This is a genomic window from Rhodanobacter sp. UC4448_H15, assembly GCF_052978265.1.
The window spans coordinates 2,371,833-2,396,061 of record NZ_CM129665.1 but is presented as its reverse complement, the minus strand read 5'-3'; the positions used below and the strand labels follow the sequence as shown (position 1 = coordinate 2,396,061).

General features: G+C 68.0%; 25 protein-coding genes, 1 tRNA gene and 1 other RNA gene. 18 read left to right on the top strand and 9 right to left on the bottom strand.

The genetic code is table 11. From position 1 onward, the window contains the following. Positions 1-22 precede the first annotated feature (22 nt). Complete coding sequence (locus ACVCMI_RS10840; protein ID WP_447098823.1) at positions 23-1,708, bottom strand: AMP-binding protein; 1,686 nt, start codon at positions 1,706-1,708, stop codon at positions 23-25. Between the two features lie 144 nt (positions 1,709-1,852). On the opposite strand from ACVCMI_RS10840, the gene ACVCMI_RS10835 reads away from it, so the two are divergent. After that, positions 1,853-2,299, top strand: coding sequence for a hypothetical protein (locus tag ACVCMI_RS10835; protein WP_395118660.1), 447 nt, complete (start codon positions 1,853-1,855; stop codon positions 2,297-2,299). A gap of 85 nt (positions 2,300-2,384) precedes the next feature. On the opposite strand, the gene acnA is transcribed toward ACVCMI_RS10835, so the two are convergent. Further along, positions 2,385-5,138, bottom strand: a complete 2,754-nt coding sequence (acnA, locus tag ACVCMI_RS10830) for an aconitate hydratase AcnA (RefSeq protein WP_447098824.1) — start codon at positions 5,136-5,138, stop codon at positions 2,385-2,387. Between acnA and ACVCMI_RS10825 the strand changes: the two genes are divergently transcribed. Continuing rightward, entirely contained in the window at positions 5,137-5,277 is a 141-nt protein-coding gene (locus ACVCMI_RS10825) for a hypothetical protein (RefSeq protein ID WP_447098825.1), read from the top strand. The genes acnA and ACVCMI_RS10825 overlap by 2 nt on opposite strands. A 104-nt stretch (positions 5,278-5,381) precedes the next feature. Next, entirely contained in the window at positions 5,382-6,311 is a 930-nt protein-coding gene (locus tag ACVCMI_RS10820; RefSeq protein WP_447098826.1) for a LysR family transcriptional regulator, read from the top strand. Between the two features lie 18 nt (positions 6,312-6,329). Here the strand turns inward: ACVCMI_RS10820 and ACVCMI_RS10815 are convergent, their stop codons facing one another. Continuing rightward, on the bottom strand, positions 6,330-7,373 hold the full coding sequence (locus ACVCMI_RS10815; protein ID WP_447098827.1) for a glycosyltransferase family 9 protein: 1,044 nt from the start codon (positions 7,371-7,373) through the stop codon (positions 6,330-6,332). A 75-nt stretch (positions 7,374-7,448) separates the two neighbouring features. On the opposite strand from ACVCMI_RS10815, the gene ACVCMI_RS10810 reads away from it, so the two are divergent. The 8 genes from ACVCMI_RS10810 (at position 7,449) to ACVCMI_RS10775 (ending at position 12,682) form a co-directional block, all read left to right on the top strand. Continuing rightward, on the top strand, positions 7,449-8,180 hold the full coding sequence (locus ACVCMI_RS10810; RefSeq protein WP_447110628.1) for a 3-deoxy-D-manno-octulosonic acid kinase: 732 nt from the start codon (positions 7,449-7,451) through the stop codon (positions 8,178-8,180). Continuing rightward, positions 8,177-8,935, top strand: coding sequence for an MBL fold metallo-hydrolase (locus tag ACVCMI_RS10805; RefSeq protein WP_447098828.1), 759 nt, complete (start codon positions 8,177-8,179; stop codon positions 8,933-8,935). The genes ACVCMI_RS10810 and ACVCMI_RS10805 overlap by 4 nt, the downstream gene beginning before the upstream one ends. Before the next feature lie 312 nt (positions 8,936-9,247). Then, positions 9,248-9,340: transfer RNA gene (locus tag ACVCMI_RS10800), tRNA-Ser, on the top strand. Between the two features lie 93 nt (positions 9,341-9,433). Beyond that, positions 9,434-9,530: signal recognition particle sRNA small type (ffs, locus tag ACVCMI_RS10795), an RNA gene on the top strand. Positions 9,531-9,612: 82 nt separating this feature from the next. Next, the gene (dnaX, locus tag ACVCMI_RS10790; RefSeq protein WP_447098829.1) at positions 9,613-11,274 is read left to right on the top strand and encodes a DNA polymerase III subunit gamma/tau; all 1,662 of its coding nucleotides are present in this window, start codon (positions 9,613-9,615) and stop codon (positions 11,272-11,274) included. Further along, positions 11,274-11,597 carry a YbaB/EbfC family nucleoid-associated protein gene (locus tag ACVCMI_RS10785; protein ID WP_395121393.1) on the top strand — a complete coding sequence of 108 codons (324 nt, stop codon included), beginning with the start codon at positions 11,274-11,276 and terminating at the stop codon, positions 11,595-11,597. Before dnaX ends, ACVCMI_RS10785 begins: the two co-directional genes overlap by 1 nt. Before the next feature lie 103 nt (positions 11,598-11,700). Beyond that, positions 11,701-12,300 carry a recombination mediator RecR gene (gene recR / locus ACVCMI_RS10780; protein ID WP_447098830.1) on the top strand — a complete coding sequence of 200 codons (600 nt, stop codon included), beginning with the start codon at positions 11,701-11,703 and terminating at the stop codon, positions 12,298-12,300. Positions 12,301-12,337: 37 nt separating this feature from the next. Beyond that, complete coding sequence (locus ACVCMI_RS10775) at positions 12,338-12,682, top strand: histidine triad nucleotide-binding protein (protein WP_395118650.1); 345 nt, start codon at positions 12,338-12,340, stop codon at positions 12,680-12,682. A 65-nt stretch (positions 12,683-12,747) separates the two neighbouring features. Here ACVCMI_RS10775 and ACVCMI_RS10770 read toward each other — a convergent pair whose 3' ends face one another. The 6 genes from ACVCMI_RS10770 to ACVCMI_RS10745 all read right to left on the bottom strand — a co-directional run bounded on the left by ACVCMI_RS10770 (position 12,748) and on the right by ACVCMI_RS10745 (position 18,374). Then, positions 12,748-13,338: a Slp family lipoprotein gene (locus ACVCMI_RS10770; protein ID WP_447098831.1), complete on the bottom strand. Its 591-nt coding sequence runs from the start codon at positions 13,336-13,338 to the stop codon at positions 12,748-12,750. A gap of 46 nt (positions 13,339-13,384) precedes the next feature. Next, a complete protein-coding gene (locus tag ACVCMI_RS10765; RefSeq protein ID WP_447098832.1) occupies positions 13,385-15,352 on the bottom strand; it encodes a transglutaminase TgpA family protein in 1,968 nt (655 codons plus the stop codon). Next, complete coding sequence (locus tag ACVCMI_RS10760; protein ID WP_447098833.1) at positions 15,349-16,302, bottom strand: DUF58 domain-containing protein; 954 nt, start codon at positions 16,300-16,302, stop codon at positions 15,349-15,351. The genes ACVCMI_RS10765 and ACVCMI_RS10760 overlap by 4 nt, the downstream gene beginning before the upstream one ends. Next, positions 16,302-17,243: an AAA family ATPase gene (locus tag ACVCMI_RS10755; protein ID WP_395118642.1), complete on the bottom strand. Its 942-nt coding sequence runs from the start codon at positions 17,241-17,243 to the stop codon at positions 16,302-16,304. Before ACVCMI_RS10755 ends, ACVCMI_RS10760 begins: the two co-directional genes overlap by 1 nt. A gap of 79 nt (positions 17,244-17,322) precedes the next feature. Beyond that, on the bottom strand, positions 17,323-17,919 hold the full coding sequence (locus tag ACVCMI_RS10750) for a Maf family protein (RefSeq protein ID WP_447098834.1): 597 nt from the start codon (positions 17,917-17,919) through the stop codon (positions 17,323-17,325). Beyond that, on the bottom strand, positions 17,919-18,374 hold the full coding sequence (locus ACVCMI_RS10745; protein WP_447098835.1) for a hypothetical protein: 456 nt from the start codon (positions 18,372-18,374) through the stop codon (positions 17,919-17,921). Before ACVCMI_RS10745 ends, ACVCMI_RS10750 begins: the two co-directional genes overlap by 1 nt. A gap of 145 nt (positions 18,375-18,519) precedes the next feature. Between ACVCMI_RS10745 and ACVCMI_RS10740 the strand changes: the two genes are divergently transcribed. The 7 genes from ACVCMI_RS10740 to fabF all read left to right on the top strand — a co-directional run bounded on the left by ACVCMI_RS10740 (position 18,520) and on the right by fabF (position 24,222). Then, positions 18,520-19,038 carry a YceD family protein gene (locus tag ACVCMI_RS10740; protein WP_395121392.1) on the top strand — a complete coding sequence of 173 codons (519 nt, stop codon included), beginning with the start codon at positions 18,520-18,522 and terminating at the stop codon, positions 19,036-19,038. A gap of 83 nt (positions 19,039-19,121) precedes the next feature. Beyond that, a complete protein-coding gene (gene rpmF / locus ACVCMI_RS10735; RefSeq protein ID WP_136257062.1) occupies positions 19,122-19,316 on the top strand; it encodes a 50S ribosomal protein L32 in 195 nt (64 codons plus the stop codon). A 148-nt stretch (positions 19,317-19,464) separates the two neighbouring features. Then, positions 19,465-20,439 carry a beta-ketoacyl-ACP synthase III gene (locus tag ACVCMI_RS10730; protein ID WP_447098836.1) on the top strand — a complete coding sequence of 325 codons (975 nt, stop codon included), beginning with the start codon at positions 19,465-19,467 and terminating at the stop codon, positions 20,437-20,439. Between the two features lie 144 nt (positions 20,440-20,583). Next, positions 20,584-21,531 carry an ACP S-malonyltransferase gene (gene fabD / locus ACVCMI_RS10725; RefSeq protein ID WP_447098837.1) on the top strand — a complete coding sequence of 316 codons (948 nt, stop codon included), beginning with the start codon at positions 20,584-20,586 and terminating at the stop codon, positions 21,529-21,531. Positions 21,532-21,569: 38 nt separating this feature from the next. After that, positions 21,570-22,313, top strand: a complete 744-nt coding sequence (gene fabG / locus ACVCMI_RS10720; RefSeq protein WP_395118632.1) for a 3-oxoacyl-ACP reductase FabG — start codon at positions 21,570-21,572, stop codon at positions 22,311-22,313. 199 nt (positions 22,314-22,512) lie between these two features. Beyond that, entirely contained in the window at positions 22,513-22,752 is a 240-nt protein-coding gene (acpP, locus tag ACVCMI_RS10715) for an acyl carrier protein (RefSeq protein ID WP_007513179.1), read from the top strand. A gap of 231 nt (positions 22,753-22,983) precedes the next feature. Further along, positions 22,984-24,222, top strand: a complete 1,239-nt coding sequence (fabF, locus tag ACVCMI_RS10710) for a beta-ketoacyl-ACP synthase II (RefSeq protein WP_447098838.1) — start codon at positions 22,984-22,986, stop codon at positions 24,220-24,222. The last annotated feature ends 7 nt before the right edge of the window (positions 24,223-24,229 follow it).

The following is a 24,229-nucleotide window of genomic DNA, read 5'->3' as shown; positions in this document are numbered from 1 at the left end:
TTGCAGGTGGATGTTCGAAGGTTCAGCCCGCGGGTTTCTTCTCGTCGCGCAATTCGCGGCGCAGGATCTTGCCCACGTTGCTCTTGGGCAGGCTGTCGCGGAATTCGATCAGCTTGGGCCGCTTGTAGCCGGTCAGGTTCTCGCGGCAGAACTGCCTGAGCGCTTCCTCGGTGAGGTTCGGGTCCTTGCGCACCACGAATAGTTTCACCACTTCGCCGGAATGCTCGTCGGGCACGCCGACCGCGGCCACTTCCAGCACGCCGGGGTGCGCCATCACCGCGTCCTCGACTTCGTTCGGATACACGTTGAAGCCGGAGACCAGGATCATGTCCTTCTTGCGGTCGACGATGTAGAAGTAGCCGTTCTCGTCCATCTTCGCGATGTCGCCAGTGTGCAGCCAGCCATCGGCGCCGAGCACCTTGGCGGTTTCATCCTCGCGCTTCCAGTAGCCCTTCATCACCTGCGGCCCGCGCACCATCAGCTCGCCGACTTCGCCGACCGGCAGCGGCTGGCCGGCCTCCGACCAGATTGCCACGTCGGTGGACGGTACCGGCAGCCCGATCGAGCCGTTGTACTCCTTCAGGTTCAGCGGATTGATGCACACCGCCGGGGAGGTTTCGGTGAGACCATAGGCTTCGGCGAGCGTGCAGCCGGTGGTCTGTTTCCAGCGCTCGGCCACCTTGCGTTGCACCGCCATGCCGCCGCCGAGGGTCAGGTGCAGGCGGGAGAAATCCAGTTCGGCAAAGCCCGGCGTGTTGAGCAGGCCATTGAACAGGGTGTTGACGCCGGTCAGCGCAGTGAAACCGGACTTGCCCAGCTCCTTGACGAAGCCGGGCATGTCGCGCGGGTTGGTGATCAGCCAGTTGAGGCCGCCCAGGCGGGTGAAGACCAGGCCGTTCGCCGTCAGCGAAAAGATGTGATACAGCGGCAGCGCGGTGATGATCACTTCCTTGCCGGGCTTGACCAGCTCGGTGCCGATCCAGGCGGCTGCCTGCAGCATGTTGGCGATCATGTTGCCGTGGGTCAGCATCGCACCCTTGGCCACGCCGGTGGTGCCGCCGGTGTACTGCAGGAAAGCGATGTCGTCGTGGTCCATCGTGACCGGCTGCAGCGGGTGCGCTGCGCCCTGGGCCAGCGCGTCGCGGAAACGCACGGCTTCGGGCAAGTGGAACGCCGGCACCATCTTCTTGACGTGCTTGAGCACGAAGTTGACCAGCGCGCCCTTGGGGAAGCCGAGCAGGTCGCCGATGCCCGTGGTGACGATGTGCTTGACCTGGGTCTGCGCCGCCACCTGCTGCAGCGTGGCAGCGAAATTGTCCAGCACCACGATCGCCTTGGCGCCGGAATCCTCCAGCTGATGCTTCAACTCGCGCGCGGTGTACATCGGGTTGGTATTGACCACCACCAGCCCGGCGCGCAACGCCCCGAACAGCGCGATCGGATACTGCAGCACGTTGGGCAGCATGATCGCGATGCGATCGCCCTTGCCGAGCTTGAGCACGCCGGTGAGGTAGCCGGCGAACTGGCGGCTCATCTCGTCGATCTGTCCATAGCTGAGCTGGCGGCCGAAATTGGCGAAGGCGGGACGATCGCGGAAACGGGTGAACGCTTCCTCGAGCACCGCCGGGACCGAAGCATACTGGTTGACGTCGATCTGACCGGGCACGCCGGCCGGATAATGTTCCAGCCAGGGACGTTCGTTGCTCATGCTCTGGGGTTCCCCGTGTTTTCCGTGATGGCGCCGCCGATGGTGGAATCAGGATGCCGAACGCATCCATGATGGCCCATGCGCCGGTTCATTGGAGCATACGCCCGCGCACGGCGGCAAGCCGCGTTGCCATGGAGTCCATCGATGATCGGATCGCGAAAAATCTTCCTGCTGTCGGCGGCACTGCTGTGGTGCGTGGTGATGCTTGCTGCCTGCCACCGTGCGCCGGACGAGGAGCGCATACGTGCCGCAATCACTGCGACGGCGCAGGCGGCGGAAGCCGGTTCGGCCAGCGGCGTGGGCGAGTCATTGAGCGAGGACTTCGACGGCAACGCCGGCGAACTGGACCGGCGCCGGTTGATGGCGATGGTGGGCCTGTTGAAGCTGCGCGGCGAACACGTCGGCGTCTTGCTCGGGCCGGTCTCCGTCGAGCCACGCGGCGAACGCATGGTGGCGACTTTCACGGTCACCCTGAGCAGCGGCGGACGCCTGCTGCCCGATCGGCTGGGGGTCTACAGGGTGACCTCGGGATGGCGCGAGGAAGGCGGCGACTGGCACTGCTATACCGCCAGCTGGGAGCGTTCGATTTAGCAGCCGGCGCGCAGGCGACGCTGCGGTACCCCACAAAGAAAACGCCCCGGCCAGCGGGGCGTTTTCTTGTCAGGGTGTCGCCGGATCAGGCGGCCTTGCGGCCGGCCAGCTGGCGCAGCACGTACTGCAGGATGCCGCCGTGGCGGAAGAACTCGCGCTCCTTCGGCGTGAGCAGCATCACGTGCACGCTGAACTGCTTCTTGCTGCCGTCCTCGGCGGTGGCGGTCACCGTGGCTTCCTTCGCGTTGCCGTTGTCCAGGCCGGTGATGTCGAAGCTCTCGCGACCGGTCAGGCCCAGCGACTTGGCATTCTCGCCGGCCTTGAACTGCAGCGGCAGCACGCCCATGCCGACCAGGTTGGAGCGGTGGATGCGCTCGAAGCTCTCGGTGATCACCGCCTTGACGCCCAGCAGCAGGGTGCCCTTGGCAGCCCAGTCGCGCGAGGAGCCGGTGCCGTATTCCTTGCCGGCGATGACTACCAGCGGCGTGCCGGTTTCCTTGTACTTCATCGCCGCGTCATAGATCGCCAGCTGTTCGCCGCTGGGAATGTGGCGGGTGAAGCCGCCTTCCACGCCATCCAGCATCTGGTTCTTGATGCGGATGTTGGCGAAGGTGCCGCGCACCATCACGTCGTCGTTGCCGCGGCGCGAGCCGTAGGAGTTGAAGTCGATCGGCTGCACGCCGCGCGAGATCAGGAAGCGGCCGGCGGGCGAATCCTTCTTGATCGAACCGGCCGGGGAGATGTGGTCGGTGGTGATGGAGTCGCCGAACAGGCCCAGGCAGCGCGCGGCGTGGATGTCCTCGACCGTGCCCAGCTCCATCGTCATGCCTTCGAAGTAGGGCGGGTTCTTGATGTAGGTGGAAGCTTCGTCCCAGGCGTACAGCGCGCCGTCCGGCGAGGCGATCGCGTTCCAGCGCTCGTCGCCCTTGAACACGTCGGCGTAGTTCTTCTTGAACATGGCCGAGGTGACCGCGCTGGCCATCAGGTCGCTGATTTCCTTGTTGCTCGGCCAGATGTCCTTGAGGAACACGTCCTTGCCCTGCGCATCCTGGCCCAGCGGATCGGTGGAGAGGTTCACGTCGAGCGAGCCGGCCAGCGCATAGGCGACCACCAGCGGCGGCGAGGCCAGGTAGTTCATCTTCACCTCGGCATGCACGCGGCCTTCGAAGTTGCGGTTGCCCGAGAGCACGGCGGCCACCGCCAGGTCGCCGTCGGCGATGCCCTTGCTGACCTCGACCGGCAGCGGGCCGGAGTTGCCGATGCAGGTGGTGCAGCCGTAGCCGACCAGGTAGAAGCCGGTCTTCTCCAGCTCGCTCAGCAGGCCGGTCTGCTCCAGGTAATCGGTCACCACCTTGGAGCCGGGGGCCAGCGAGGTCTTCACCCACGGCTTGGCCTTCAGGCCCCTGGCAGCGGCCTTCTTGGCGACCAGGCCTGCCGCCAGCATCACTGCCGGGTTGGAGGTGTTGGTGCACGAGGTGATCGCGGCGATCACCACCGACCCGTCAGCGACGCGGAAGCTCTGGCCGTTGCGTTCCACCAGCACGCCGGTATCGCCGATCGCGTTGGACGGGTTGCCGATCGCGCTGGCGCCGCCCTCGTTGGAGAAACGGTCGACGTCGCCATTGCCGCGGCGACGATTGGCAGTGAGCGGGCCCACCACTTCGTGGAAGTTCTTCTGCACGTCGGTCAGCAACACGCGATCCTGCGGGCGCTTGGGGCCGGCCATCGAGGGCTTCACGTCGGCGAGGTCGAGTTCGAGCACGGCGGAGAACGCCGGCTCCGGGCTGTTGGCGTCATGCCACAGGCCCTGGGCCTTGGCGTACGCCTCCACCAGCTGGATCTGCTCGTCACTGCGGCCGGACAGGCGCAGGTAGTTCAGCGACTCCTGGTCGACCGGGAAGATGCCGCAGGTGGCGCCGTATTCCGGCGCCATGTTGCCGATGGTGGCGCGGTCGGCCAGGGCCAGGTGCTGCAGGCCCGGACCGAAGAACTCCACGAACTTGCCGACCACGCCCTGCTTGCGCAGCATCTGCGTCACGGTCAGCACCAGGTCGGTGGCGGTGGCGCCCTCGGGCAGGCGGCCGGACAGCTTGAAGCCGACCACCTGCGGAATCAGCATGGAAGAAGGCTGGCCGAGCATGGCCGCCTCCGCCTCGATGCCGCCCACGCCCCAGCCCAGCACGCCCAGGCCATTGACCATCGTGGTGTGCGAGTCGGTGCCGAACAGGGTGTCGGGATAGGCCCAGGCCTGGCCGTCGATCTCGGTGTGCATCACCACCCGCGCCAGGTATTCCAGGTTCACCTGGTGGACGATGCCGGTGCGCGGCGGCACCACCTTGAAGTTGCTCAGCGCCTTCTGGCCCCAGCGCAGGAAGCTGTAGCGCGCCTGGTTGCGGTCGAACTCGATCGCGACGTTCCTCTCCAGCGCGTCCTCGCTGCCGAAGACGTCCACCTGCACCGAGTGGTCGATCACCAGCTCGGCCGGCGACAGCGGGTTGATCAGGGTGGGATCGCCGCCCAGCGCCTTCATCGCGTCGCGCATGGCAGCCAGGTCGACCACGCACGGCACGCCGGTGAAATCCTGCAGCAGCACGCGCGCCGGCATGAAGGCGATTTCGGTATCCGGCTCCTTGCTGGCGTCCCAGGTGGCCACCGCCTCGATCTCGCGGGAAGTCACGTCCACGCCATCCTCGTGGCGCAGCAGGTTCTCCAGCAGGATCTTCATCGAGTAGGGCAGCCGCTTCAGGTCGAAGCGTTCGCCAAGCTTGGCGAGGCTGGCATAGGCGTATTTCCTGCCGTTGACTTCGAGAGTGTCACGGGTGGCGAACGTGTCTTTCATGGTGCTGCTCCTGGCTGAATCCTGCGGCTGGGACGACTGGCAAGCATGCGGAAACGGCGCGGCCGGCCCCGCCAAAAGGGGAATTATCGCTCAAACGCTGCATGTCGGCGTCGAGGAACCCGGGCGTGTCGGCGCGTGACGGGCTGCTGCGCCGGTTAGACTGCACCCGGCGCCCGGGCGGGGAATCACGCGGTGCCTGCAGGATGCCCGCCTTGACCATCACAGACAAACGCCTTTGACGACATGCAGCGTTCGATGATTTCGACCCACCTCGCCGCCGTCTCGCTGCGCGACCTTGCGCTGGTGCAGGCGGTGCATCGGAACGGCAGTTTCAACAGTGCCGCGCGCGCGATGCACATCAGTCCGTCCGGCTTGTCCCACCAGGTGCAGAAGGTGGAGCAGGCGCTCGGTGCACCGCTGTTCGAACGTGGCGGGCGGCGGGTGGTGGTGACCGCCGGCGGCCAACGCCTGTTGCAGCAGATCGATGCGGTGCTGGTGGCGGCCGAGCACCTGCAGCAGGTCGCCCGTGCCGGCGAGGTGGCTTTCGGCGGCGCGCTGCGGCTGGGCTTGCCGGCGTCGCTGGGGCCATATCTGTTGCCGCATTTGATTGCGCCGTTTCCGCAGCATTTTCCCGGCGCCCGGCTGGGCATCTCCGAGGGCAAGCCACGCGGCTTGTTGCGCAGGCTGCACGAGGGTGAGCTGGACGCGGTGCTCGCCCCATCGGCATCGACTGTCAGCGGGATTGCCTCACGGGCGCTGTTCTTCGAACCGTGGGAGCTGATGCTGCGCGCCGATCATCCACTGGCCGGCCGACCGTCCATTGCGCTGGAACAACTGGACCAGGCCGAGGCGATCCTGATGGCGGAAAGCCATGCCGACGGGCTCGACGGCAGTGAGCGTGGCAACGTGCAGGACGTCAGCCTGGAAAGCCTCGCCGCGCTGGTCAGCTTGCGCGGTGGCTACGCGCTGGTACCGGCGCTGGCGCACGAGCGGCTCGCCTCGATGCCGGGGATCGTGCTGGCGCGGCTCAAGGGTTCGGCCGGCGGTCGCGAAATCGCGCTGTACTGGCGCGATGCCTCGCCCTGGCACGACGACCTGCACGCCTTTGCCGAGCTGTTGCGAAAGCTGGCGCGGCAGCGACCGGGCTTGCGCGTGCGCAGCGGCAAGGGCTGACGCGTCGACGCGCGAAGGTCAGGCCAGGCCGAGGTCGCGTGCGGCTGCCTCGTAACGGTCGATCACCGCATCCACGTCGATCAAGTCCATCACGCCGGGGCGTTCGATCTTGCTGCCCCACGGAATCTCCGCTGCCGGTCGGCCCAGGTACTTGCGCGCGGCCTCGTCGTACTTGTTCACGCACCAGCGTCGATCGGAGTAGGGGCCGGAGCGCTCCGGGTTGCTGGCGGCATGCAGGCCGAGCACGCGGGTGCCGACGCTGTTGGCCATGTGCATCGGACCGGAATCCGGGCCCAGCAGTAGCTGCGCGCGGGCGAGCAGGGCCAGCAGTTTCTTCAGGGTGTCCTTGCCGGTGAGATCGAGCGGCGCGCGCCGGCAGGCGGCCAGCACCGCGTCGGCCATGGCGCGCTCCGATGCGGATGGTCCGCCAATCAGGGCCACCCGCCAGCCGCGGGAGGCGACATGGTCCATCACCGCCGCGTAGCGCTCGGGCCGCCAGTTGCGCAAGGCATGGCTGGAGGCGGGGCTGACCAGCAAGGTGGGTGTGTCGCCGGGCAGTTGCGTGGCGGCCCAGGCGTGCGCATCGCCGGGGATCGGGATGTCCCAGCGCACCTGCGTCTGTTGCAGGCCCAGCGGTTCGCAGAAGCTGCCGATCGCGTCGAGCACGTGTTCGCCGCCGCGCGCAGGGATGCGCTCGTTGATGACCAGGCCGTGCAGGTCTTTCGCACGGGCGCGGTCGTAACCGATGCGCCGATCCGCCTTGACGGCCAGGCTCAGCAGGTTCGAGCGCATCGCCACCTGCATCTGCAGCAGCGCGTCGAAGCGACGTCCCTGCAGGGCGGCACGCACTGCACTCAGGCCGGTCCAGCCGGCGGCCTTGTCGAAGGTGACGAACTCCACGCCGGGCAGGTCGCCCACCAGTTTGCGTTCGAGCTTGCCGACGATCCACGTCAGCGCGGTCTGCGGCCACGCCTGTTGCAGCGTGCGCACCAGTGGCACGACGTGGGTGACGTCGCCGATGGCGGAGGTGCGCAGCAGGCAGATCGAGGAAGGTGCATTCATCGCGATGGTCGTTGGCCCGCGCCAGCGGAAGGCAGGGCGGGCCTGTGGGTTAGAATCGGTGTCCGGTCACAAGGCATCATGATGCCCGAACGCATCCAGCAAGACGCCCACGGCGCGATTCTGTGTGACGCCGCCGTATCGTCACAAGTCGACGACGACTGGTTTGCGCCGGATTACTGGCGCGAACGCGGCGCCTTGCGCATGCAGGCCGGCGGCCGCGGCGGCGTGGCGATCATCGCGAGCCCGCTCGGCGAGTGCGTGCTGCGCCACTATCGTCGTGGCGGACTGGTACGGGCGCTGCTGGGCGATCGCTATCTGTGGCTGGGGGCGCGGCGCAGCCGGCCTTTCAGGGAGTTCCGGCTGCTTGCCGAGATCGCGCGGCTGGGCTTGCCCGGGCCATGCGCGGTCGCCGCGCGTTACCGTCGCCAGGGTCTGCTGTATCGCGCCGACCTCATCACGCATCGCATCGCCGGCGCGCGGACGCTCGCCGAGTGCCTGGCCGGCGGTGACCTCGGCAGCGAGCTTGCGGTCGAGGTCGGCGCGGTGGTCGGGCGTTTCCATCGGGCCGGCATCTGGCATGCCGACCTGAACGCGCACAACGTCCTGGTCTCGGCCGCCGGCCTGCATCTGATCGACTTCGACCGCGGTCGCCAGCGTGCGCCCGCACCCGGTTGGCGCCGGGCGAACCTGCAGCGGCTGCGCCGGTTGTTGCTCAAGCTCGGCGCCGCCGCGGCAGGCGAGCAGGCGTTCGAGCGCGAAATCTGGCAGCCTCTGCTGCATGGCTACGAGCGCGCACTGACGGCATGAACTGGCAACTGCATTTTCTCGGCGTGGGCGCCGCGCATGCGACGGCGCTGGGTGCCTCTGCCGCCGTCCTCGAGCGCGCGGGCAAGCCGGTGCTGCTGATCGACTGCGGACCGGGCACGCTCGACCGCTACACGGCAAGCTACGGCACCCTGCCGGACGCGGTGTTCATCACCCACACCCACATGGATCATGTCGCGGAGCTGGAGCAGTTGTTCATCCGGCTCTGGTTCGATCCCGCGCGGCGTGGGCGGATGCGCCTGTTCACCCACGCCGCGCTGGTGCCATGGCTGCAGACGCGGGTGGCCGATTACCCCGGTGCGCTGGCCGAAGGCGGAGTCAATTTCTGGGAGGCGTTCCAGCTGGTGCCGTGCAGTCGCGGCTTCTGGCTGGATGGCTGCTGGTTCGACGTGTTCGCCACCCGCCATCACGTGCCGGGCACCTCGTACGGCCTGGCGCTGGAGGGCAGTTTCGTCTACACCGGCGACACCCGGCCGATCCCGGAAGTGCTGGCGCGGCATGCCGGCGGCGCGGCGCTGGTCGCCCACGACTGCAGCCTGCTCGGCAATCCGTCGCACACCGGCATCGACGACATCGCGCGGGAATACCCGCAGGCGCTGCAGCGACAGTTGCTTCTTTACCACTACGGCAGCGCGGCCGATGGCGATGCGCTGGCGGCACGCGGTTTCCGTATCGCCACGCCGGGGCAACGCGTCGCGTTGCAGGCGCCGGCCGCGCCGCGCGCCGACGCCGGTTGACTCCCGTTCGATTTGCTTGCCTGCATCCGGGCCTGCGGCTATCCTTCCGCTTCTTTGTCGGGCGGGATGCCCCGCAAGGAAGATCCGGGCGTCCTTGCCGGGTTGCTTCGAAAAGTGGAGAGGTGTCCGAGTGGTTGAAGGAGCACGCCTGGAAAGTGTGTATACGGCTTATCCCCGTATCGCGGGTTCGACAAATTCGTCTGGAACGAATTTGGACAGCCGCCAGGCTGGCCCCGAACGCCAGTGAGGGGTGAGGCTCAGGATGAGCCGAACAATCCCGCCCGCTGCGAGATGGTGCGACAAAGATTTTGCGGAGAGGTGTCCGAGTGGTTGAAGGAGCACGCCTGGAAAGTGTGTATACGGCTTATCCCCGTATCGCGGGTTCGAATCCCGCCCTCTCCGCCAGTTTCTGAACAAACTGCGACGGCATGAAGCTGGCGCAACAGCAACAGCAACAACACAGCAACAAGCGTAATCGCTTGACGTCCATGGTGGCCCCGTCGGTCCCCCCGCGACGATAGTTCGCAAACTCCGCCAGGTCCGGAAGGAAGCAACGGTAGCGAATGACTCGGGTGCCGGGGTGTGGCTGGCGGGGCCGCCACCATTTCGGGCCGGACGTTTGCTGACTTGCGTGCGCCGACTTGGCACAATCGACCTTTGTCCCCACGTTGGCAGTCATGTCCTATCAGGTACTCGCCCGCAAGTGGCGCCCGCGCAAGTTCTCCGAGCTGGTGGGGCAGGAACACGTGGTGCGCGCGCTCACCAACGCGCTCGACACCGGCCGCATGCATCACGCCTACCTGTTCACCGGCACCCGCGGCGTCGGCAAGACCACCATTGCACGCATCTTCGCCAAGTCGCTGAACTGCGAGCGCGGCCAGTCGGCCGATCCCTGCGGCGAGTGTTCGGTGTGCACGGCGGTGGACGAAGGCCGCTTCGTCGACCTGCTGGAGATCGATGCGGCCAGCAACACCGGCGTGGACGACGTGCGCGAGGTGATCGAGAACGCGCAGTACGCGCCGTCGCGCGGCCGCTTCAAGGTGTACCTGGTCGACGAGGTGCACATGCTGTCGAAGAACGCGTTCAACGCGTTGCTGAAGACGCTGGAAGAGCCGCCACCGCACGTGAAGTTCCTGCTCGCCACCACCGACCCGCAGAAGCTGCCGGTGACGGTGCTGTCGCGTTGCCTGAAGTTCAACCTGAAGCGGCTGCTGCCGGAGCAGATCTCCGGCCAGATGCGGCACATCCTGGGTGCCGAGAACATCGCCTATGAAGACAGCGCGATCGGCGAGCTGGCCCGCGCCGCGGACGGCTCGCTGCGCGATGGCCTGTCGCTGCTTGACCAGGCCATCGCCTATGGCGGCGGCGCGCTGCACGCCGACGACGTGCGCACCATGCTGGGCAGCGTGGCGCGCGGGCAGGTGCTCGGCGTACTGGAGGCGCTGGCTTCGGGCGACGGCGAGCAGCTGCTGGTCGAGTGCACGCAGATCGCCTCCTATTCGCCCGACTTCGGCGGCGTGCTCGACGACATCGCCGGCCTGCTGCATCGCCTGCAGCTGATCCAGCTGATTCCCGGCTACCGGCCGGAAGCGGATGACGCCGACGGCGCGCTGGCCGACCTCGCCGGGCGCATCACGCCGGAGGACGTGCAGCTGTACTACCAGATTGCAGTGACGGGCCGGCGCGACCTCACGCTGGCGCCCGACGCCCGCACCGGTTTCGAGATGGCCTTGCTGCGCATGCTCGCTTTCCGTCCGGGCGACGAACCCGCGGCGGCGCGCGTGGCGCCGCGGGCGCCGACGAGCCAGGCGCACGCGCGTGCACCCGCACCGCCGTCCGCAGATGCTCGCGCTGCCACGCCGACACCCGCGCCAGCACCGCGCGAGCCAGCCGCGCAGGCTCCGGCGCCCGCGCCGATTGCACGCGATGCGAGCGGCCGGCCGGATTGGGAGGCGCTGATCGAACGGGCCCAGCTGCGCGGGCCGTTCAGCGTGGTGGCGCAGAACGCGGTGCTGCGCGAGCGTGACGGCCAGACCCTGGTGCTGGCGTTGCAGCCGGCGCACATGGGCATGGCGGTGGAGCCCATGGTCAGCCAGATGGAGGATCGCATCAGCCAGGCGCTGGGCGAGACCATCCGCCTGCGCTTCGTCAGCGAGAGCCAGGCCGACGCCATGCAGACCCCGGCGGCGCGCGCGGCCAAGGCACGCGACAGCGCGCAGAGCGCGGCCGAGCAGGCGATCGAGGACGATCCGCTGGTGCAGAGCCTGAAGCGCGACTTCGGCGCCCGCGTCGTGCCGCAATCCGTCAAACCCTTGGGCAACGAACCCGGAGCCAGATGATGAGAGGACAAATCGGTCAGTTGATGCAGCAGGCGCAGCGCATGCAGGAAGACATGAAGCGCGCGCAGGAGGAGATCGCGAAACTCGAAGTCACCGGCAGCGCCGGCGGCGGCCTGGTCAGCGTGGTGATGACCGGCGCGCATGAAGTGCGCCGCGTGCAGATCGACCGGCAGACCTTTGCCGACGACCCCGAGATGGCGGAAGACCTCGTCGCCGCCGCCGTGAACGACGCCGTCAACAAAGTTGCCCAGGCCAGCAAGGACAAGCTCGGCGGCGTCACCGCCGGGATGAACCTGCCGGCCGGGTTCAAGATGCCGTTTTGAGCCGGAAATCGGAAATGGGGAATCGCGAGACCAGGCGCGGGAGCCAGCGAGCCGTGCTTTCCCGACTCTCCATTCCCGATTCCCCATTCGCGGCCAAGGGCCCATGAACAGCTCCCCACTTCTTGCCGAACTGATCGAGGCGCTGCGCTGCCTGCCCGGCGTGGGTGGCAAGAGTGCGCAGCGGATGGCGTTTCATCTGCTTGAGCGCGAGCGCGAGCGCGGGTCGCGGCTTGCGCGGGTGATGGCGCAGGCGATGGAGAAGATCGGCCACTGCGAGCGTTGCCGCAATTTCAGCGAGGAGCCGCTGTGCGCGTTGTGCGCCAGTGCCAGTCGTGATCGACAGGTGTTGTGCGTGGTCGAGTCGCCGACCGAACTGGCGGCGATCGAGCAGGCCACCGGTTATCGTGGCCAGTACTTCGTGCTGATGGGCCGGCTGTCGCCGCTGGACGGGCTCGGGCCGGAAGAACTGGGGCTGGCGAAACTGACCCGGCGCCTGGGCGAGGGCGAGATCGAGGAGATGATCATCGCCACCAATCCCACCGTGGAAGGTGACGCGACCGCGCACTACCTCGCGCAACTGGCGCGTGCCGGTGGCGTGCGCCCGACCCGGCTGGCCTACGGCGTGCCGCTGGGCGGCGAACTGGAATACGTCGACCGCAGCACGCTGGCGCATGCGTTCGGCGGTCGCCAGATACTGGACTGATGACGGCCACCGCGCCGCCGGATCGAGGGAGTCAAGCATGAGCGATACCATTTTCAGCAAGATCGTCCGCCGCGAGATTCCCGCCGACATCGTCTACGAGGACGACGAGGTGCTGGGCTTCCGCGATCTGAATCCGCAGGCACCGGTGCACGTGCTGTTCATTCCCAGGCAGTCGCTGGCGACGCTCAACGACGCGACTCCGGAACAGGCGGCCCTGCTCGGAAAACTGCTGCTGGCCGCCGCGGCCTACGCCAAGCAGGAAGGCTTCGCCGAGCAGGGTTATCGCACCGTGATCAACTGCAACGAGGATGGCGGCCAGACCGTCTTCCACATCCATGTCCATCTGCTGGCCGGACGCCGCATGCATTGGCCGCCGGGCTGACCGGCGCGGACCTGACGAAAAACGGAAAACGCCGGCTGCGAGCCGGCGTTTTCGTAGGCAGATGGTTACTTCTTCGGCGGCGGTGGCGGTGCCGGCGGACGCACCACGATCACCCGCGGGCCGCCCCAGTACGGATAGCCCCACGGGCTGCCCCAGTACGGGCCGAAGCCCGGGCCCCAGAACGGGTCGTAGAAGCCGGGCGGGTAGGCTGCGCGGGGCTGTCGCTTGGGCCACAGGTAGACCACGTTCGCCTCGACGCGCGGGTAGGCATAGTCGTACTCGCCGACCTTCTTGGTCACGGTGCCGTGCAGGGTGCCGGTCACGGTCAGCTCGCGTCCGCGGGTGAACACCTCAGGGTCGTAGAAACCGTCACGGCAGGCGACGAAGCGGCCGTCGTTCTCGCCCGAATTGCCCAGGCGCGGTCGTGCCTGCTTGTCCAGCGGGCGCGACAGCACGAAGAAGCAGGTCTGCTGCGGGCCGGGTTCGGTCTTGATGATCTCGCCACCCCAGCGAACCGGGGTGTCGCCGGCGCCGCCCTGTCGCGCACTGGCGGTGGAGACGGTGGCGTAGTTTCCCTGCAGCGGTTGCGGGATCGTCGCACAACCACCCAGCACGGCAACCGCGGCGGCGAGGGTGAGAGGACGGTAAAGAGACATGAGGTTTTCTCCGTCAGGAACGATGGTGTCCACCATCGCATCGATGTCATTTGACCACGTTCGTTACCCGAAAATCCCGCACCATGCGCCGGAACGCGTGGACTGATTCAGGCGCGGGTTCGTCGCTGGCATAGCAAAGCTCCAGGTACTGCTGCATCAACTCCGTCAGCTGGCCGCGCTGCGCCGGCAGGGCACGTGCCGCGCGGCTCAGGTAGTGCTGCGGGCCTTCGCCGGTCCGCCGGACGACCCGTTGCCGTGCGAGCTTGCGTTCCAGCGCGCGCAAGGCCTCCCGCAACGGGTCGCGCGGCTGCCGCCGCCGCAATGCCCACGCCAGCCCGATGGCGACGAACAGGCTGCTGCCGATGGCCAGCAGCACGCCCAGCGTCCTCGTGTCGGTGTCGCGGATGCCGAACGGGGTCAGCAAGCCGCGCTGACGTAGCGCATCAAACGCCACAACGCCCTGGTCCCACCAGCGGTTGACAATGTCCCAGCGATTGCGGAACTGCTGCAGCCAGTCGCGTCGGTACCAGTCCAGCTGATCACCCGCGGCAGCGGCAGCGCCCAGGCTGACCCGTTCGGGGCGCACGGCGGCCGTGGGGTCGACGCGCACCCAGCCGCGACCGGCCAGCCACACTTCGCTCCAGGCATGGGCATCGGAGTTGCGCACCAGCAGATAGTTGCCCAGCTTGTTCCAGTAGCCACCCTGGTAGCCGGTGACCACGCGTGCCGGAATGCCGGCTGCGCGCATCAGCACGGTGAATGCGGACGAGTAGTGCTCGCAATAGCCTTCGCGCGTGGCGAACAGGAAATCGTCCATGGCGTCGCGGCCCAACGGCGCCGGCGCGAGCGTGTAGCGAAACCCGCCATCGTGAAACAGCGCCAGCGCCTCGCGGACGATGGCGTTGTCGTCGCTGCCGTGGCGCTCGCGCCAGGATTGGCCGAGCGCCAGCGTGCGCGGGTTGAAGCGGGCGGGGAGCTGCAGCCAGCGCTGGGGTCGCGCGTCCAACTGCGGTTCGAGCCGGTATCGCGTGGCCGAACCGAGCGCATAGCTGAGCGCATCGTCGACCGGTCGGCTGGCTACCACCACGCGGTCCCTGTGCATGACGGCCCCCGCGGGCGCCTCGATCGGCACGTCCAGGGTCGGCAGCACGCGGCGGTGCGTGGGCAGCAGGTTGATCCGGTAGCCGATCGACTGCTCGACCTCGAGCGGCACCGGTGCTGCGTGGGCCACGTCGTCATAGCTCCAGCTCACGCCGTCGTACCTGGCCATGACGAAGGCGCGAAAGTAGCGCTGGTCCGGCGGCGGCGGTGGGCCGTCGAAGGTGACCCGCATGGCCGGGTGATCGTCGGTCAACAGCTCGGTGAAGGCACCCGGACTCATGCGGTCGCTGAGGCCGGTGCGCGCCTGGTCGCGGCCGGGTGCGCCCCACAACGGCGAACCCAGCCGGGGCACCAGCACGAAGGCGAGCAAGGCCAGCGGGAGTGCCGCCGCCAGCAGCGCCAGCGCGGGCATGAAGCTGCGCGCCATGCCGGTCGCCGGTTGCGCGGGTTCCAGCGCCCGCAGGGTGGCCAGCGCGGGCACCAGTCCCAGCGCCACCACCAGCGTGCTGACCATGCCCTGGTCGAACAGCAGGGCGGTCATCAGGGTGAAACAGGCAAAGCCCACCCCGACGCGCACGTCGCGCAGCGTTTCGGTTTCCAGCAGCTTGAGCACCAGCAGGCCGATGCCCAGCGCGGTGCCCGGCGCACGCCCGAACAGGTTGCCGTAGTAGGCGATGATCGCCAGGGTCAGCAGGGTCAGCAGCGGCAGCTTGATCGCCTGCGGCACGCGACCGGGGTGGCGGTGACGCTGCCACCAGCGGCTGCCCAGGATCACGGCAAGCGCGGCACTGAGCCACCACGGCAGGTGGCTGGCGTTGACCGCCAGCACGAAGGCTGCGCTGAGGCAGAGCAGGTCGAACGCGCGTTGTGGCAGCGCGATCGCCGGCTTGCCCGGTTTCCTGCGCCCGCTCACGGCAGGCCCGCCAGCGCGTCCATGCAGCGGACGTAGTGCTGCAGTCCGCTGCCGCTGCCGATCTCGGTGCCCGGCAGCCACAGGCTGTAGCTGCAGCGCTGCGCCTGCGCCTCGTTGAGCCAGCGTGCCAGTCGCGCGATGCGGGCTTCATCGTCCAGACCATGCAGTTGCCGCCAGTCCAGGCGCCACTGCGGCCGGCTGCGCGGCTGTTCGAAGTCCTTCACCAGCAGGTCGTCGTGGCGGGCGCTGGGTTTCCAGGCGATGTGCCGTTGCGGATCGCCGGCGCGATAGTCGCGCAACGCGGCCAGTTCCTCGCCGCGGTGAAGTTGCATGCGGCGGGCGTCGTCGGCCATCGCCCGTGGCGCCGGACCGGTCGCCTCCGGGCGCGGCCAGACCAGCACGGATTGCTCCGGGTGCAGCCAGCTCCAGGCGCGGAACATGCCCAGCGGCCAACTGGTCCACAGGCGCAGTCGCGGCAGCGGTTGCCAGCCGCGCCGGTGGGTCGACAGGCGCAGGCGGACCTGGGCGGCGTCGGCGCTGTCCACGGCGAAGGCAGTCGATTCGTCGTCCAGGTCCAGTCGGAGGGCGCCGCGCGGGCGATCCGAATGGAACGAGCACACCAGCTCGATCGCCTCGCCGGCGATCGCGTGGCCGGCGCGCAGGTGATCCAGGCGCAGCCCGTCGAGGTTGCGGAATGCCACCAGCATGCTCGCCGCACTCGCTGCGCCGAGCAGGCAGGTCAGCAGCAGGGCGGCGTTGTTGTTGTAGTTCAGCGCGCCGACCAGCATCACCAGCAACAGCACGGTGAAGCCGAGGCCGAAGCCGCTGGGCACGATATAGATGCGTCGGCGATGCAGGGTGATCGGCAATCGCTCCGGGCGGCGGTAGCGGGTCAACGCCGGCAGGCGCTTTTCCGCCCGGCGTTGCAGGCGTTGCATCAGGCCTCGCATCAATCCACCGCCACCTCGGTCAGCAACTGCCGCGCCAGCTGCGCTCCGTCGGCCCCCCGCGTGGCCGGCAGTCGGTGAGCTGCCAGCGGCACGAACAGGGCCTGGATGTCTTCGGGCAGTACATGACTGCGGCCGCTGAGCATGGCCCAGGCGCGGGCAGCGCCCAGCAACGCCAGGCCCGCGCGTGGCGACAGGCCCGCGCGGATCTCCGGATGGCGCCGGCTCGCGGCCAGCAGCGCCTGCAGATAGTCGAGCAGGGCGCTGCTGGCAGTGATGGCCTGCGCCCGCTGGTGCAGGGCCAGCAGCGATTCGGCGTCCAGCTGCGGGGTGAGTCGGGCCAGCATGTCGCGGCGATCGCTGCCGGTGAGCAGCGCGCGCTCGGCGCCGGGGTCGGGGTAATCCAGCGACAGCCGCAGCATGAACCGGTCCAGTTGCGAATCCGGCAGCGGGAAGGTGCCGTTGAGATCGAGCGGATTCTGCGTGGCGACGACGAAAAAGGGTGGGGCCAGCGCGTGGGTCTGGCCGTCCACGGTGACCTGGTTCTCCGCCATCGCCTCGAGCAGCGCGCTTTGCGTCTTGGGGCTGGCCCGATTGATCTCGTCGGCGAGCAGCAGGCCGGTGAAGATCGGCCCGGGATGGAAGCGGAAGCTCCCGCTGTCGCGCTCGTAGACGCTGACCCCGATGATGTCCGACGGCAGCAGGTCGCTGGTGAACTGCACGCGCTGGAACTCCAGCCCGAAGGTGGCGGCCAGCGCATGCGCCAGGGTGGTCTTGCCCACGCCGGGCACATCCTCCAGCAGCAGGTGGCCGCCGGCGATCAGGCAGGTGAAGGCGAGTTTGACCTGATGCGGCTTGCCCAGCAGGACGCGATTGACCTGGTCGATCGCGGCTTGCAGGCGTTGTTGCAGCGCTTCGGCGCGGGGCTCGATGGTGGCGGACATGGTTTCTCGACGGTCTGGAGCCAAGGCGGGCGCGGTCCGCGCCGTGTGCCCGGCAGTGTAGCGGCACGCCCGTCGCCGCTCAGGGCACGGCGACGCCGGCCTGGCGCAGCATGCGCGCGAGTGCGATCAGCGGCAGGCCGATCAGGGCGCTGGGATCGCGATTGTCGATTTCCTCGAACAGGCTGATGCCCAATCCTTCGCACTTGAAGCTGCCGGCGCAATCCAGCGGCAGCTCGCATGTGACGTAGCGCTCGATTTCCGCGCTGCCCAGCTCGCGAAAGCGGACCCGGGTGTCATCCACGTGGGTTTGCGAGCGGCCATGACGGGTGTCGAGCAGGCACAACGCGGTGTGGAAATGCACGACGCAGCCGGAGCTGGCGCCGAGCTGCTCGCGGGCCGCCTCCACGCTGCCGGGCTTGCGCAGGATGGCGCCGTCGAGCGCGGCCACCTGGTCGGAGCCGATCACCAGCGCGTCGTCGAAATCCGCGGCCACGGCGGTTGCCTTGGCGATCGCCAGGCGCAGGGCACGCGACGCGGGAGCTTCCCCGGCCTGCGGTGTCTCGTCGGTATCGGGCGCGGCCTGCTCGAAATCCGCCAGCAGGCGGCGCAGCAGGTCGGCGCGGTAGCGGGAGGTCGAGGCCAGCACGATGCGGCGTCGCGTGTGCAGTTTGTCCATCAGTGGTCCGAGTCGCGGCGGATCTGCTCGCGCATCGCGCTGTTCAGCTCGGTTTGCGCCTGGGCCAGTGCCTTCAGCAGCGGCTGCAGGCGGTCGCGCGCCTCGCGCATCGAGCTGGCGGTTTCGTCCAGTTCGTGCTGGCTCGCGGCGGGGGACCGGTCGCGAATCCACAAGCGTTGCTGCAGCAGCGCGCGCAGCCCGGCATCGACCGCGTGACGGGCGTCCTTTTCACTGGCGGCGGGCAGGTCCGGGTTCAGCGACATCACCGCATGCGCCTGCTGCAGGCCGGAGCGGCAGGTTTTCAGGTCGATCTCCAGCCGGTCGGCGAGGTCCAGCAGGTCGCGGATGCTGCCGGCGCGCCGGTTCTGGTGCTTGCGCAGCAGCATGGCCGTGCCGGCCAGCAGGATCAGGATGGCGAGGCAGGCCGCCACGCTGAACGTGAGGTACGGATTCAAGGGCGCGGCTTCGTCGTGCGGGAGTGGCCCAGTCTGCCGCATCGGGGCGGGATCAGGCAAAATGCACCTGACAGACGTCGGCGTCGGCGGTCCGGCGCAGCCGCGGGTTGACTTGGCGACCCGGCAAACCTACCATTCCGCGATTATGTCCGTGACACTGCCAGAGTCCGTGGACGCTTGGCGCATGGTCTCGGCGCGGCGTTCATTCGAGGGAACGCTGCCCATCGCGAGCCTGCGGCGCCTCGGCGAGGCACTTGCCGGCACCGGTGGCGAGGTCAGTTTCACGCTTGATTTCGGGCGCGACGATCTCGGCACCAGCTACGTGGATGTCCGCGCCAGCGCGCCGCTGACGTTGATCTGTCAGCGTTCGCTGGAACCGTTCGTGCTGCCGGTTGCGGTGCACACGCGGCTGGGGCTGATCGGCCAGGAGCGCGACGAGGCGGGGTTGCCGCCCGATTGCGAACCGCTGCTGGTGTCCGAGGATGGCCGCCTGCGACCGGCGGATGTGATAGAGGACGAATTGCTGTTGGCGCTGCCGCTGGTCCCGGTCAACCCGGACAGCCGATTGCCCGACGAAGTGACAGGCCACGACCCGGCGCAGGATCATGCCGAATCGGGGCGCTCGGAGAATCCGTTCGCGGTATTGCGCGAGCTGAAGAAATAACGTCGGCCCGGCTCGCCTGATCCGGGCCGTTCGATCAACGATCATCCCGTTTCATTTCACCACGTTTCAGTTGGAGAACTACCATGGCTGTTGCCAAGAGCCGCCGTACCCCGTCCACCCGCGGCATGCGTCGTGCCCACGACAAGCTGAGCACCGTGCAGCTATCCACCGACCCGACCAGCGGCGAGGTGCACCTGCGCCACCACGTCACCAAGGACGGCTACTACCGTGGCAAGAAGGTGATCCAGGCCAAGGCCGCGGTGTCGGTCGAGGATTGACCGGGTTGCCGGGGCCCTGCGGGGTCCCGCCGGGCGATCAACCGGAACGGCGCGGCGACGCGCCGTTTTTGCGTTCCGCCACCCGGGCACGTAACGTACGGCGTCGGCCCAGCGGCCGATCCCGCAGTCCCTGCCGATGGAAAGTTGAATGACCCAGATTTATTCCCGCCTCGTCGCCACCGGCAGCGCCTTGCCCGAGCGTATCGTCACCAATGCCGATCTGGAAAAGATCGTCGACACCAGCGACGAGTGGATCCGCACCCGCACCGGCATCCGCCAGCGGCACATCGCCGCCGACGGCGAAACCACGGGCGACTTGTCCTTCCGGGCCGCGCAGAACGCGCTGGAGGCGGCGGGCGTCAAGGCGTCCGAACTCGACCTGATCGTGCTCGGCACGACCACGCCGGACCTCATCTTTCCTTCCACCGCCTGCCTGCTGCAGCATCGCCTGGGTGCCAACGGATGCGCGGCGTTCGACGTGAATGCGGCGTGCTCGGGCTTCGTCTACGCGTTGGGCGTTGCCGACAAGTTCATCCGCAGCGGGCAGTCGAAGAAGGTGCTGGTGGTGGGCGCCGAGACGCTCACCCGGATGGTCGACTGGACGGAGCGCGAAACCTGCGTGCTGTTCGGCGACGGCGCCGGCGCGGTGGTGCTGGAGGCGTCCAGCGAACCGGGCGTCTACGCCACCTGCCTGCACGCCGACGGCGGCTACAAGCACCTGCTGTACAACCCGGTGGGCGTGTCGGCCGGTTTCAGCGACGAGCCCAATCACGGCGTGCGCATCCGCATGTCCGGGCGCGAGGTGTTCAAGGTCGCGGTGAAGACGCTGGACGCCCTGGTCGGCGAGACGCTGGAGGCGGCCGGCATGCAGGAGTCGGACATCGACTGGCTGATCCCGCACCAGGCCAACCTGCGCATCATCGAGGCGACCGCCAAGCGGCTGAACATGTCGATGGAGCGGGTCATCGTGACGGTCGACAAGCATGCGAACACGTCCTCGGGTTCGGTGCCGCTCGCGCTCGATTACGCGGTGCGTTCGGGCAAGGTGCAGCGTGGCCAGAACCTGTTGCTGGAAGCATTCGGCGGCGGTTTCACCTGGGCCTCGGCGTTGCTGCGTTACTGAGCCACCGCGGTTCCGGCGAGTTCTTCGTGATGCCGCCCAGCCAGGCGGCATCGTGTTTTGTGTCCCGGAAAATGCGGAATACAGCTGCGTATGGCCGTCGATGCTGGCACCATGGCGGTTTTCGTCGACGGGATTTGCGCCTCCATGAGTTCCACTTCCGCTTCGCTGGCTTTCGTTTTCCCCGGTCAGGGCTCGCAATCGGTCGGCATGCTGACCGAGCTGGCTGCTGCGCACGCCGAGGTGCAGTCGGCGTTCGGGGAAGCTTCGCAGGGCGCCGGCGTCGATCTGTGGAGCCTCGCCATGCAGGGGCCGGAGGAACAGCTCAACCGCACCGAGCACACCCAGCCGGCGCTGCTGGCTGCCAGCGTGGCGGTGTGGCGCGTGTGGCAGAAGCTGGGTGGCGTGGATCCGGCACAACTGGCGGGCCACAGCCTGGGCGAGTACAGCGCGCTGGTCTGCGCCGGTTCGCTGTCCTTGCACGACGCGGCCGCCCTGGTGGCCGAGCGCGGGCGCCTGATGCAGGCTGCAGTGCCGGCCGGCGTGGGCGCGATGGCGGCCATCCTCGGTGGCGATGATGCGCAGATCGCGGCTGTCTGCGAAGAGGTGGCGCAAGGGCAGGTCGTGTCACCGGCCAATTTCAATTCACCGGGACAACTGGTGATCGCCGGCAACACCGAGGCGGTCGATCGTGCGCTGGTCCGGCTCGCCGAGCTGGGCGTGAAGAAGGCGATCAAGCTGGCCGTGTCGGTGCCGTCGCACTGCGCACTGATGCGCGAGGCGGCCGATCGGTTGGGCGAGCGGATGGCCACGATCGACTGGCAGCTTCCGCGCGTGCCGGTGATCCAGAACGCCGAGGCGCGCAGCTACGGCACGGTCGAGGAGATCCGCGGCGCCTTGCAGCGCCAGTTGTACCTGCCGGTGCGCTGGACCGAGTGCGTGCAGGCACTGGCCGCGGGCGGTGCCACGCGCATCGCCGAATGCGGGCCGGGCAAGGTGCTGGCCGGACTGATCAAGCGCATCGACAAGAGCATCGAGGCGCGCCCGCTTGGCGATCCGGCCCAGCTCGATGCCGCCCGCGCCGAGTGGGCGTGAGTTTTCAGTTTTCCGATTCCCCGAAGGAACACCCGACAATGAGCAACCCACTGCAAGGTGAAATCGCGCTGGTCACCGGCGCCAGCCGCGGCATCGGCGCGGCGATCGCGGACGAGCTGGCGGCCATGGGCGCCATCGTGATCGGCACCGCCACCAGCGAAGGCGGCGCCGCCGCGATCGGTGAGCGGATGGCTGCGCACGGCGGTCACGGCCGCGTGCTGGACGTCACCGACGGCGCCGCCGTCGAGGCGCTGGTCGACGCCATCGCGAAGGAATTCGGCCCGGTCTCGATCCTGGTCAACAACGCCGGCATCACCCGCGACCAGTTGCTGATGCGGATGAAGGAGGAGGACTGGCAGGCGATCATCGACACCAACCTCACCTCCGTGTACCGCACGTCGAAGGCGGTGATGCGCGGCATGATGAAGGCGAAGAAGGGCCGCATCATTTCGATCGCCTCGGTGATCGGGCTCACCGGCAACCCCGGCCAGGCGAACTACGCGGCGGCGAAGGCCGGCATCATCGCGTTCTCCAAATCGCTGGCGCGCGAGATCGGCACGCGCGGCATCACGGTCAACGTGGTGGCGCCCGGCTTCATCGACACCGACATGACCCGCGCACTGCCGGAAGAGACCCGCCACGGGTTGCTCGGCCAGATCGCGCTCGGCCGTCTGGGCGATGCCGGCGACATCGCCAAGGCCGTGGGATTCCTGGCTTCGCCTGCGGCGTCCTACATCACCGGCGAGACCTTGCACGTCAACGGCGGGATGTACATGCCGTGAGGCCGGCGCACGGAGTTGTCGCCAGCAGGCTCTTTTTAGGCGACAATTGCGCTTTCGCGTCGGTCAACGGCGGCCGTGGCCAGCCATCGCCGGCGAATCGTGGCAGCACTGGCGCTTAGCCACTACAATGCCGCCGGTCTTGAGCCATGCAGTCGGACCGGTACCGACAAACAATCACCCCTTGAGAGGTATGGGCAACATGAGCACCATCGAAGAACGCGTCAAGAAAATCGTCGTCGAGCAGTTGGGCGTGAAGGAAGATGAAGTCACGGCGAACGCTTCGTTCGTGGATGATCTGGGCGCGGACTCGCTGGACACGGTGGAGCTGGTGATGGCGCTCGAGGAAGAGTTCGAGACCGAGATCCCGGACGAGGATGCCGAGAAGATCACCACCGTGCAGCAGGCCGTCGACTACATCAAGGCCCACTCCAAGGACTGATCGGTTCCGGAGGCATGTCCATCCCGCCTGGCACGCCCCGTGCGAGCCGGCAAGGATGGGCAGCGGTATCGAATGCTGCGCCTGAATGGCGCAGTTTTCGTTTCTGAATTTCGCAACGTCCGAACCCGTATGGTGCATCGCGCATCGTCGGGCGCCACGGACGACGCACCCGGAGCGCGCCGCGCCGGCCATCGGTCGTGGCAGCTTCCCGGGAATAACGAAGGAACAAGCATGAGCAAGCGTCGAGTAGTAGTGACCGGCATGGGCATCATCTCGCCCGTCGGCAACGACATCGCCAGCGCGTGGGATCGGGTGGTCAAGGGCGAGAGCGGCATCGGCCCCGTCGTCCACTTCGACACCTCGGCCTACTCGACGCGCATCGCCGGACAGGTCAGCGGTTTCGACCCGGCCGAATGGATGCCGCTCAAGGACGTCAAGAAGATGGACCCGTTCATCCATTACGGCGTGGCGGCGGGCACCCAGGCTCTGCGCGATTCGGGCCTGGAGATCACCGAGGCCAACGCACCTCGCGTCGGCGTGGCGGTGGGCGCCGGTATCGGCGGCCTGTACACGATCGAATCGACCACGCTGGAGCTGGCCGCCAAGGGTCCGCGCCGCGTGTCGCCGTTCTACGTGCCCAGCTCGATCATCAACATGGTCTCGGGCCAGCTGTCCATCATGTTCGGCCTGAAGGGGCCCAACATCGCCTGCGTCACTGCCTGTACCACCGGCGCGCACAACATCGGCCTGGCCGCACGCATGATCCAGTACGGCGATGCCGACGCGATGATCGCCGGCGGCGCCGAGTTCGCCACCACCGGCACCGCGATGGCCGGCTTCTGCTCGGCCAAGGCGATGTCCACCCGCAACGACGAGCCGACCAAGGCGAGCCGCCCGTGGGACAAGGATCGCGACGGCTTCGTGCTGTCCGACGGCGCCGGCGTGGTGATGCTGGAGGAGTACGAGCATGCCAAGGCGCGCGGCGCGCGCATCTACGCCGAGCTGGTCGGCTTCGGCATGAGCGGCGACGCATTCCACATGACCGCGCCCAGCGAAGGCGGCGAAGGCGCGGCGCGCTGCATCCAGACCGCGTTGAACGACGCCGGCCTCAATCCGTCCGACGTGCAGTATGTCAACGCCCACGGCACCTCCACGCCGCTGGGCGACCTCGGCGAGGTGATGGCGGCGAAGAAGGTGTTCGGCGACCACGCGTACAAGCTGGCGATGAGCTCCACCAAATCCACCACCGGCCATCTGCTGGGCGCGGCCGGTGGCGTCGAGGCGATCTTCAGCGTGCTGGCGCTGCGCGACCAGGTGCTGCCGCCCACGATCAACCTGGACGAGCCGGGCGAAGGCTGCGACCTCGACTTCGTGCCCAACGTCGCGCGCGAGGCGAAGCTCGACGTGGTGCTGTCCAACTCGTTCGGCTTCGGCGGCACCAACGGCACGCTGGCGTTCCGTCGCGTTTGACCGACGC

Excerpts from the sequence above, each read along its gene's own strand:
- ACVCMI_RS10755 (WP_395118642.1), bottom strand. The coding sequence starts at position 17,243 with ATGTCCGCCACCATCGAGCCCCGCGCCGAAGCGCTGCAACAACGCCTG.
- ACVCMI_RS10730 (WP_447098836.1), top strand. The coding sequence starts at position 19,465 with ATGACCCAGATTTATTCCCGCCTCGTCGCCACCGGCAGCGCCTTGCCC.
- dnaX (WP_447098829.1), top strand. The coding sequence starts at position 9,613 with ATGTCCTATCAGGTACTCGCCCGCAAGTGGCGCCCGCGCAAGTTCTCC.
- ACVCMI_RS10750 (WP_447098834.1), bottom strand. The coding sequence starts at position 17,919 with ATGGACAAACTGCACACGCGACGCCGCATCGTGCTGGCCTCGACCTCC.
- ACVCMI_RS10815 (WP_447098827.1), bottom strand. The coding sequence starts at position 7,373 with ATGAATGCACCTTCCTCGATCTGCCTGCTGCGCACCTCCGCCATCGGC.
- ACVCMI_RS10835 (WP_395118660.1), top strand. The coding sequence starts at position 1,853 with ATGATCGGATCGCGAAAAATCTTCCTGCTGTCGGCGGCACTGCTGTGG.
- ACVCMI_RS10740 (WP_395121392.1), top strand. The coding sequence starts at position 18,520 with ATGTCCGTGACACTGCCAGAGTCCGTGGACGCTTGGCGCATGGTCTCG.
- recR (WP_447098830.1), top strand. The coding sequence starts at position 11,701 with ATGAACAGCTCCCCACTTCTTGCCGAACTGATCGAGGCGCTGCGCTGC.
- ACVCMI_RS10820 (WP_447098826.1), top strand. The coding sequence starts at position 5,382 with ATGCAGCGTTCGATGATTTCGACCCACCTCGCCGCCGTCTCGCTGCGC.
- ACVCMI_RS10760 (WP_447098833.1), bottom strand. The coding sequence starts at position 16,302 with ATGCGAGGCCTGATGCAACGCCTGCAACGCCGGGCGGAAAAGCGCCTG.
- fabF (WP_447098838.1), top strand. The coding sequence starts at position 22,984 with ATGAGCAAGCGTCGAGTAGTAGTGACCGGCATGGGCATCATCTCGCCC.
- fabD (WP_447098837.1), top strand. The coding sequence starts at position 20,584 with ATGAGTTCCACTTCCGCTTCGCTGGCTTTCGTTTTCCCCGGTCAGGGC.
- ACVCMI_RS10785 (WP_395121393.1), top strand. The coding sequence starts at position 11,274 with ATGAGAGGACAAATCGGTCAGTTGATGCAGCAGGCGCAGCGCATGCAG.
- ACVCMI_RS10775 (WP_395118650.1), top strand. The coding sequence starts at position 12,338 with ATGAGCGATACCATTTTCAGCAAGATCGTCCGCCGCGAGATTCCCGCC.
- acpP (WP_007513179.1), top strand. The coding sequence starts at position 22,513 with ATGAGCACCATCGAAGAACGCGTCAAGAAAATCGTCGTCGAGCAGTTG.
- fabG (WP_395118632.1), top strand. The coding sequence starts at position 21,570 with ATGAGCAACCCACTGCAAGGTGAAATCGCGCTGGTCACCGGCGCCAGC.
- ACVCMI_RS10770 (WP_447098831.1), bottom strand. The coding sequence starts at position 13,338 with ATGTCTCTTTACCGTCCTCTCACCCTCGCCGCCGCGGTTGCCGTGCTG.
- ACVCMI_RS10840 (WP_447098823.1), bottom strand. The coding sequence starts at position 1,708 with ATGAGCAACGAACGTCCCTGGCTGGAACATTATCCGGCCGGCGTGCCC.
- ACVCMI_RS10825 (WP_447098825.1), top strand. The coding sequence starts at position 5,137 with ATGGTGCTGCTCCTGGCTGAATCCTGCGGCTGGGACGACTGGCAAGCA.
- acnA (WP_447098824.1), bottom strand. The coding sequence starts at position 5,138 with ATGAAAGACACGTTCGCCACCCGTGACACTCTCGAAGTCAACGGCAGG.
- rpmF (WP_136257062.1), top strand. The coding sequence starts at position 19,122 with ATGGCTGTTGCCAAGAGCCGCCGTACCCCGTCCACCCGCGGCATGCGT.
- ACVCMI_RS10805 (WP_447098828.1), top strand. The coding sequence starts at position 8,177 with ATGAACTGGCAACTGCATTTTCTCGGCGTGGGCGCCGCGCATGCGACG.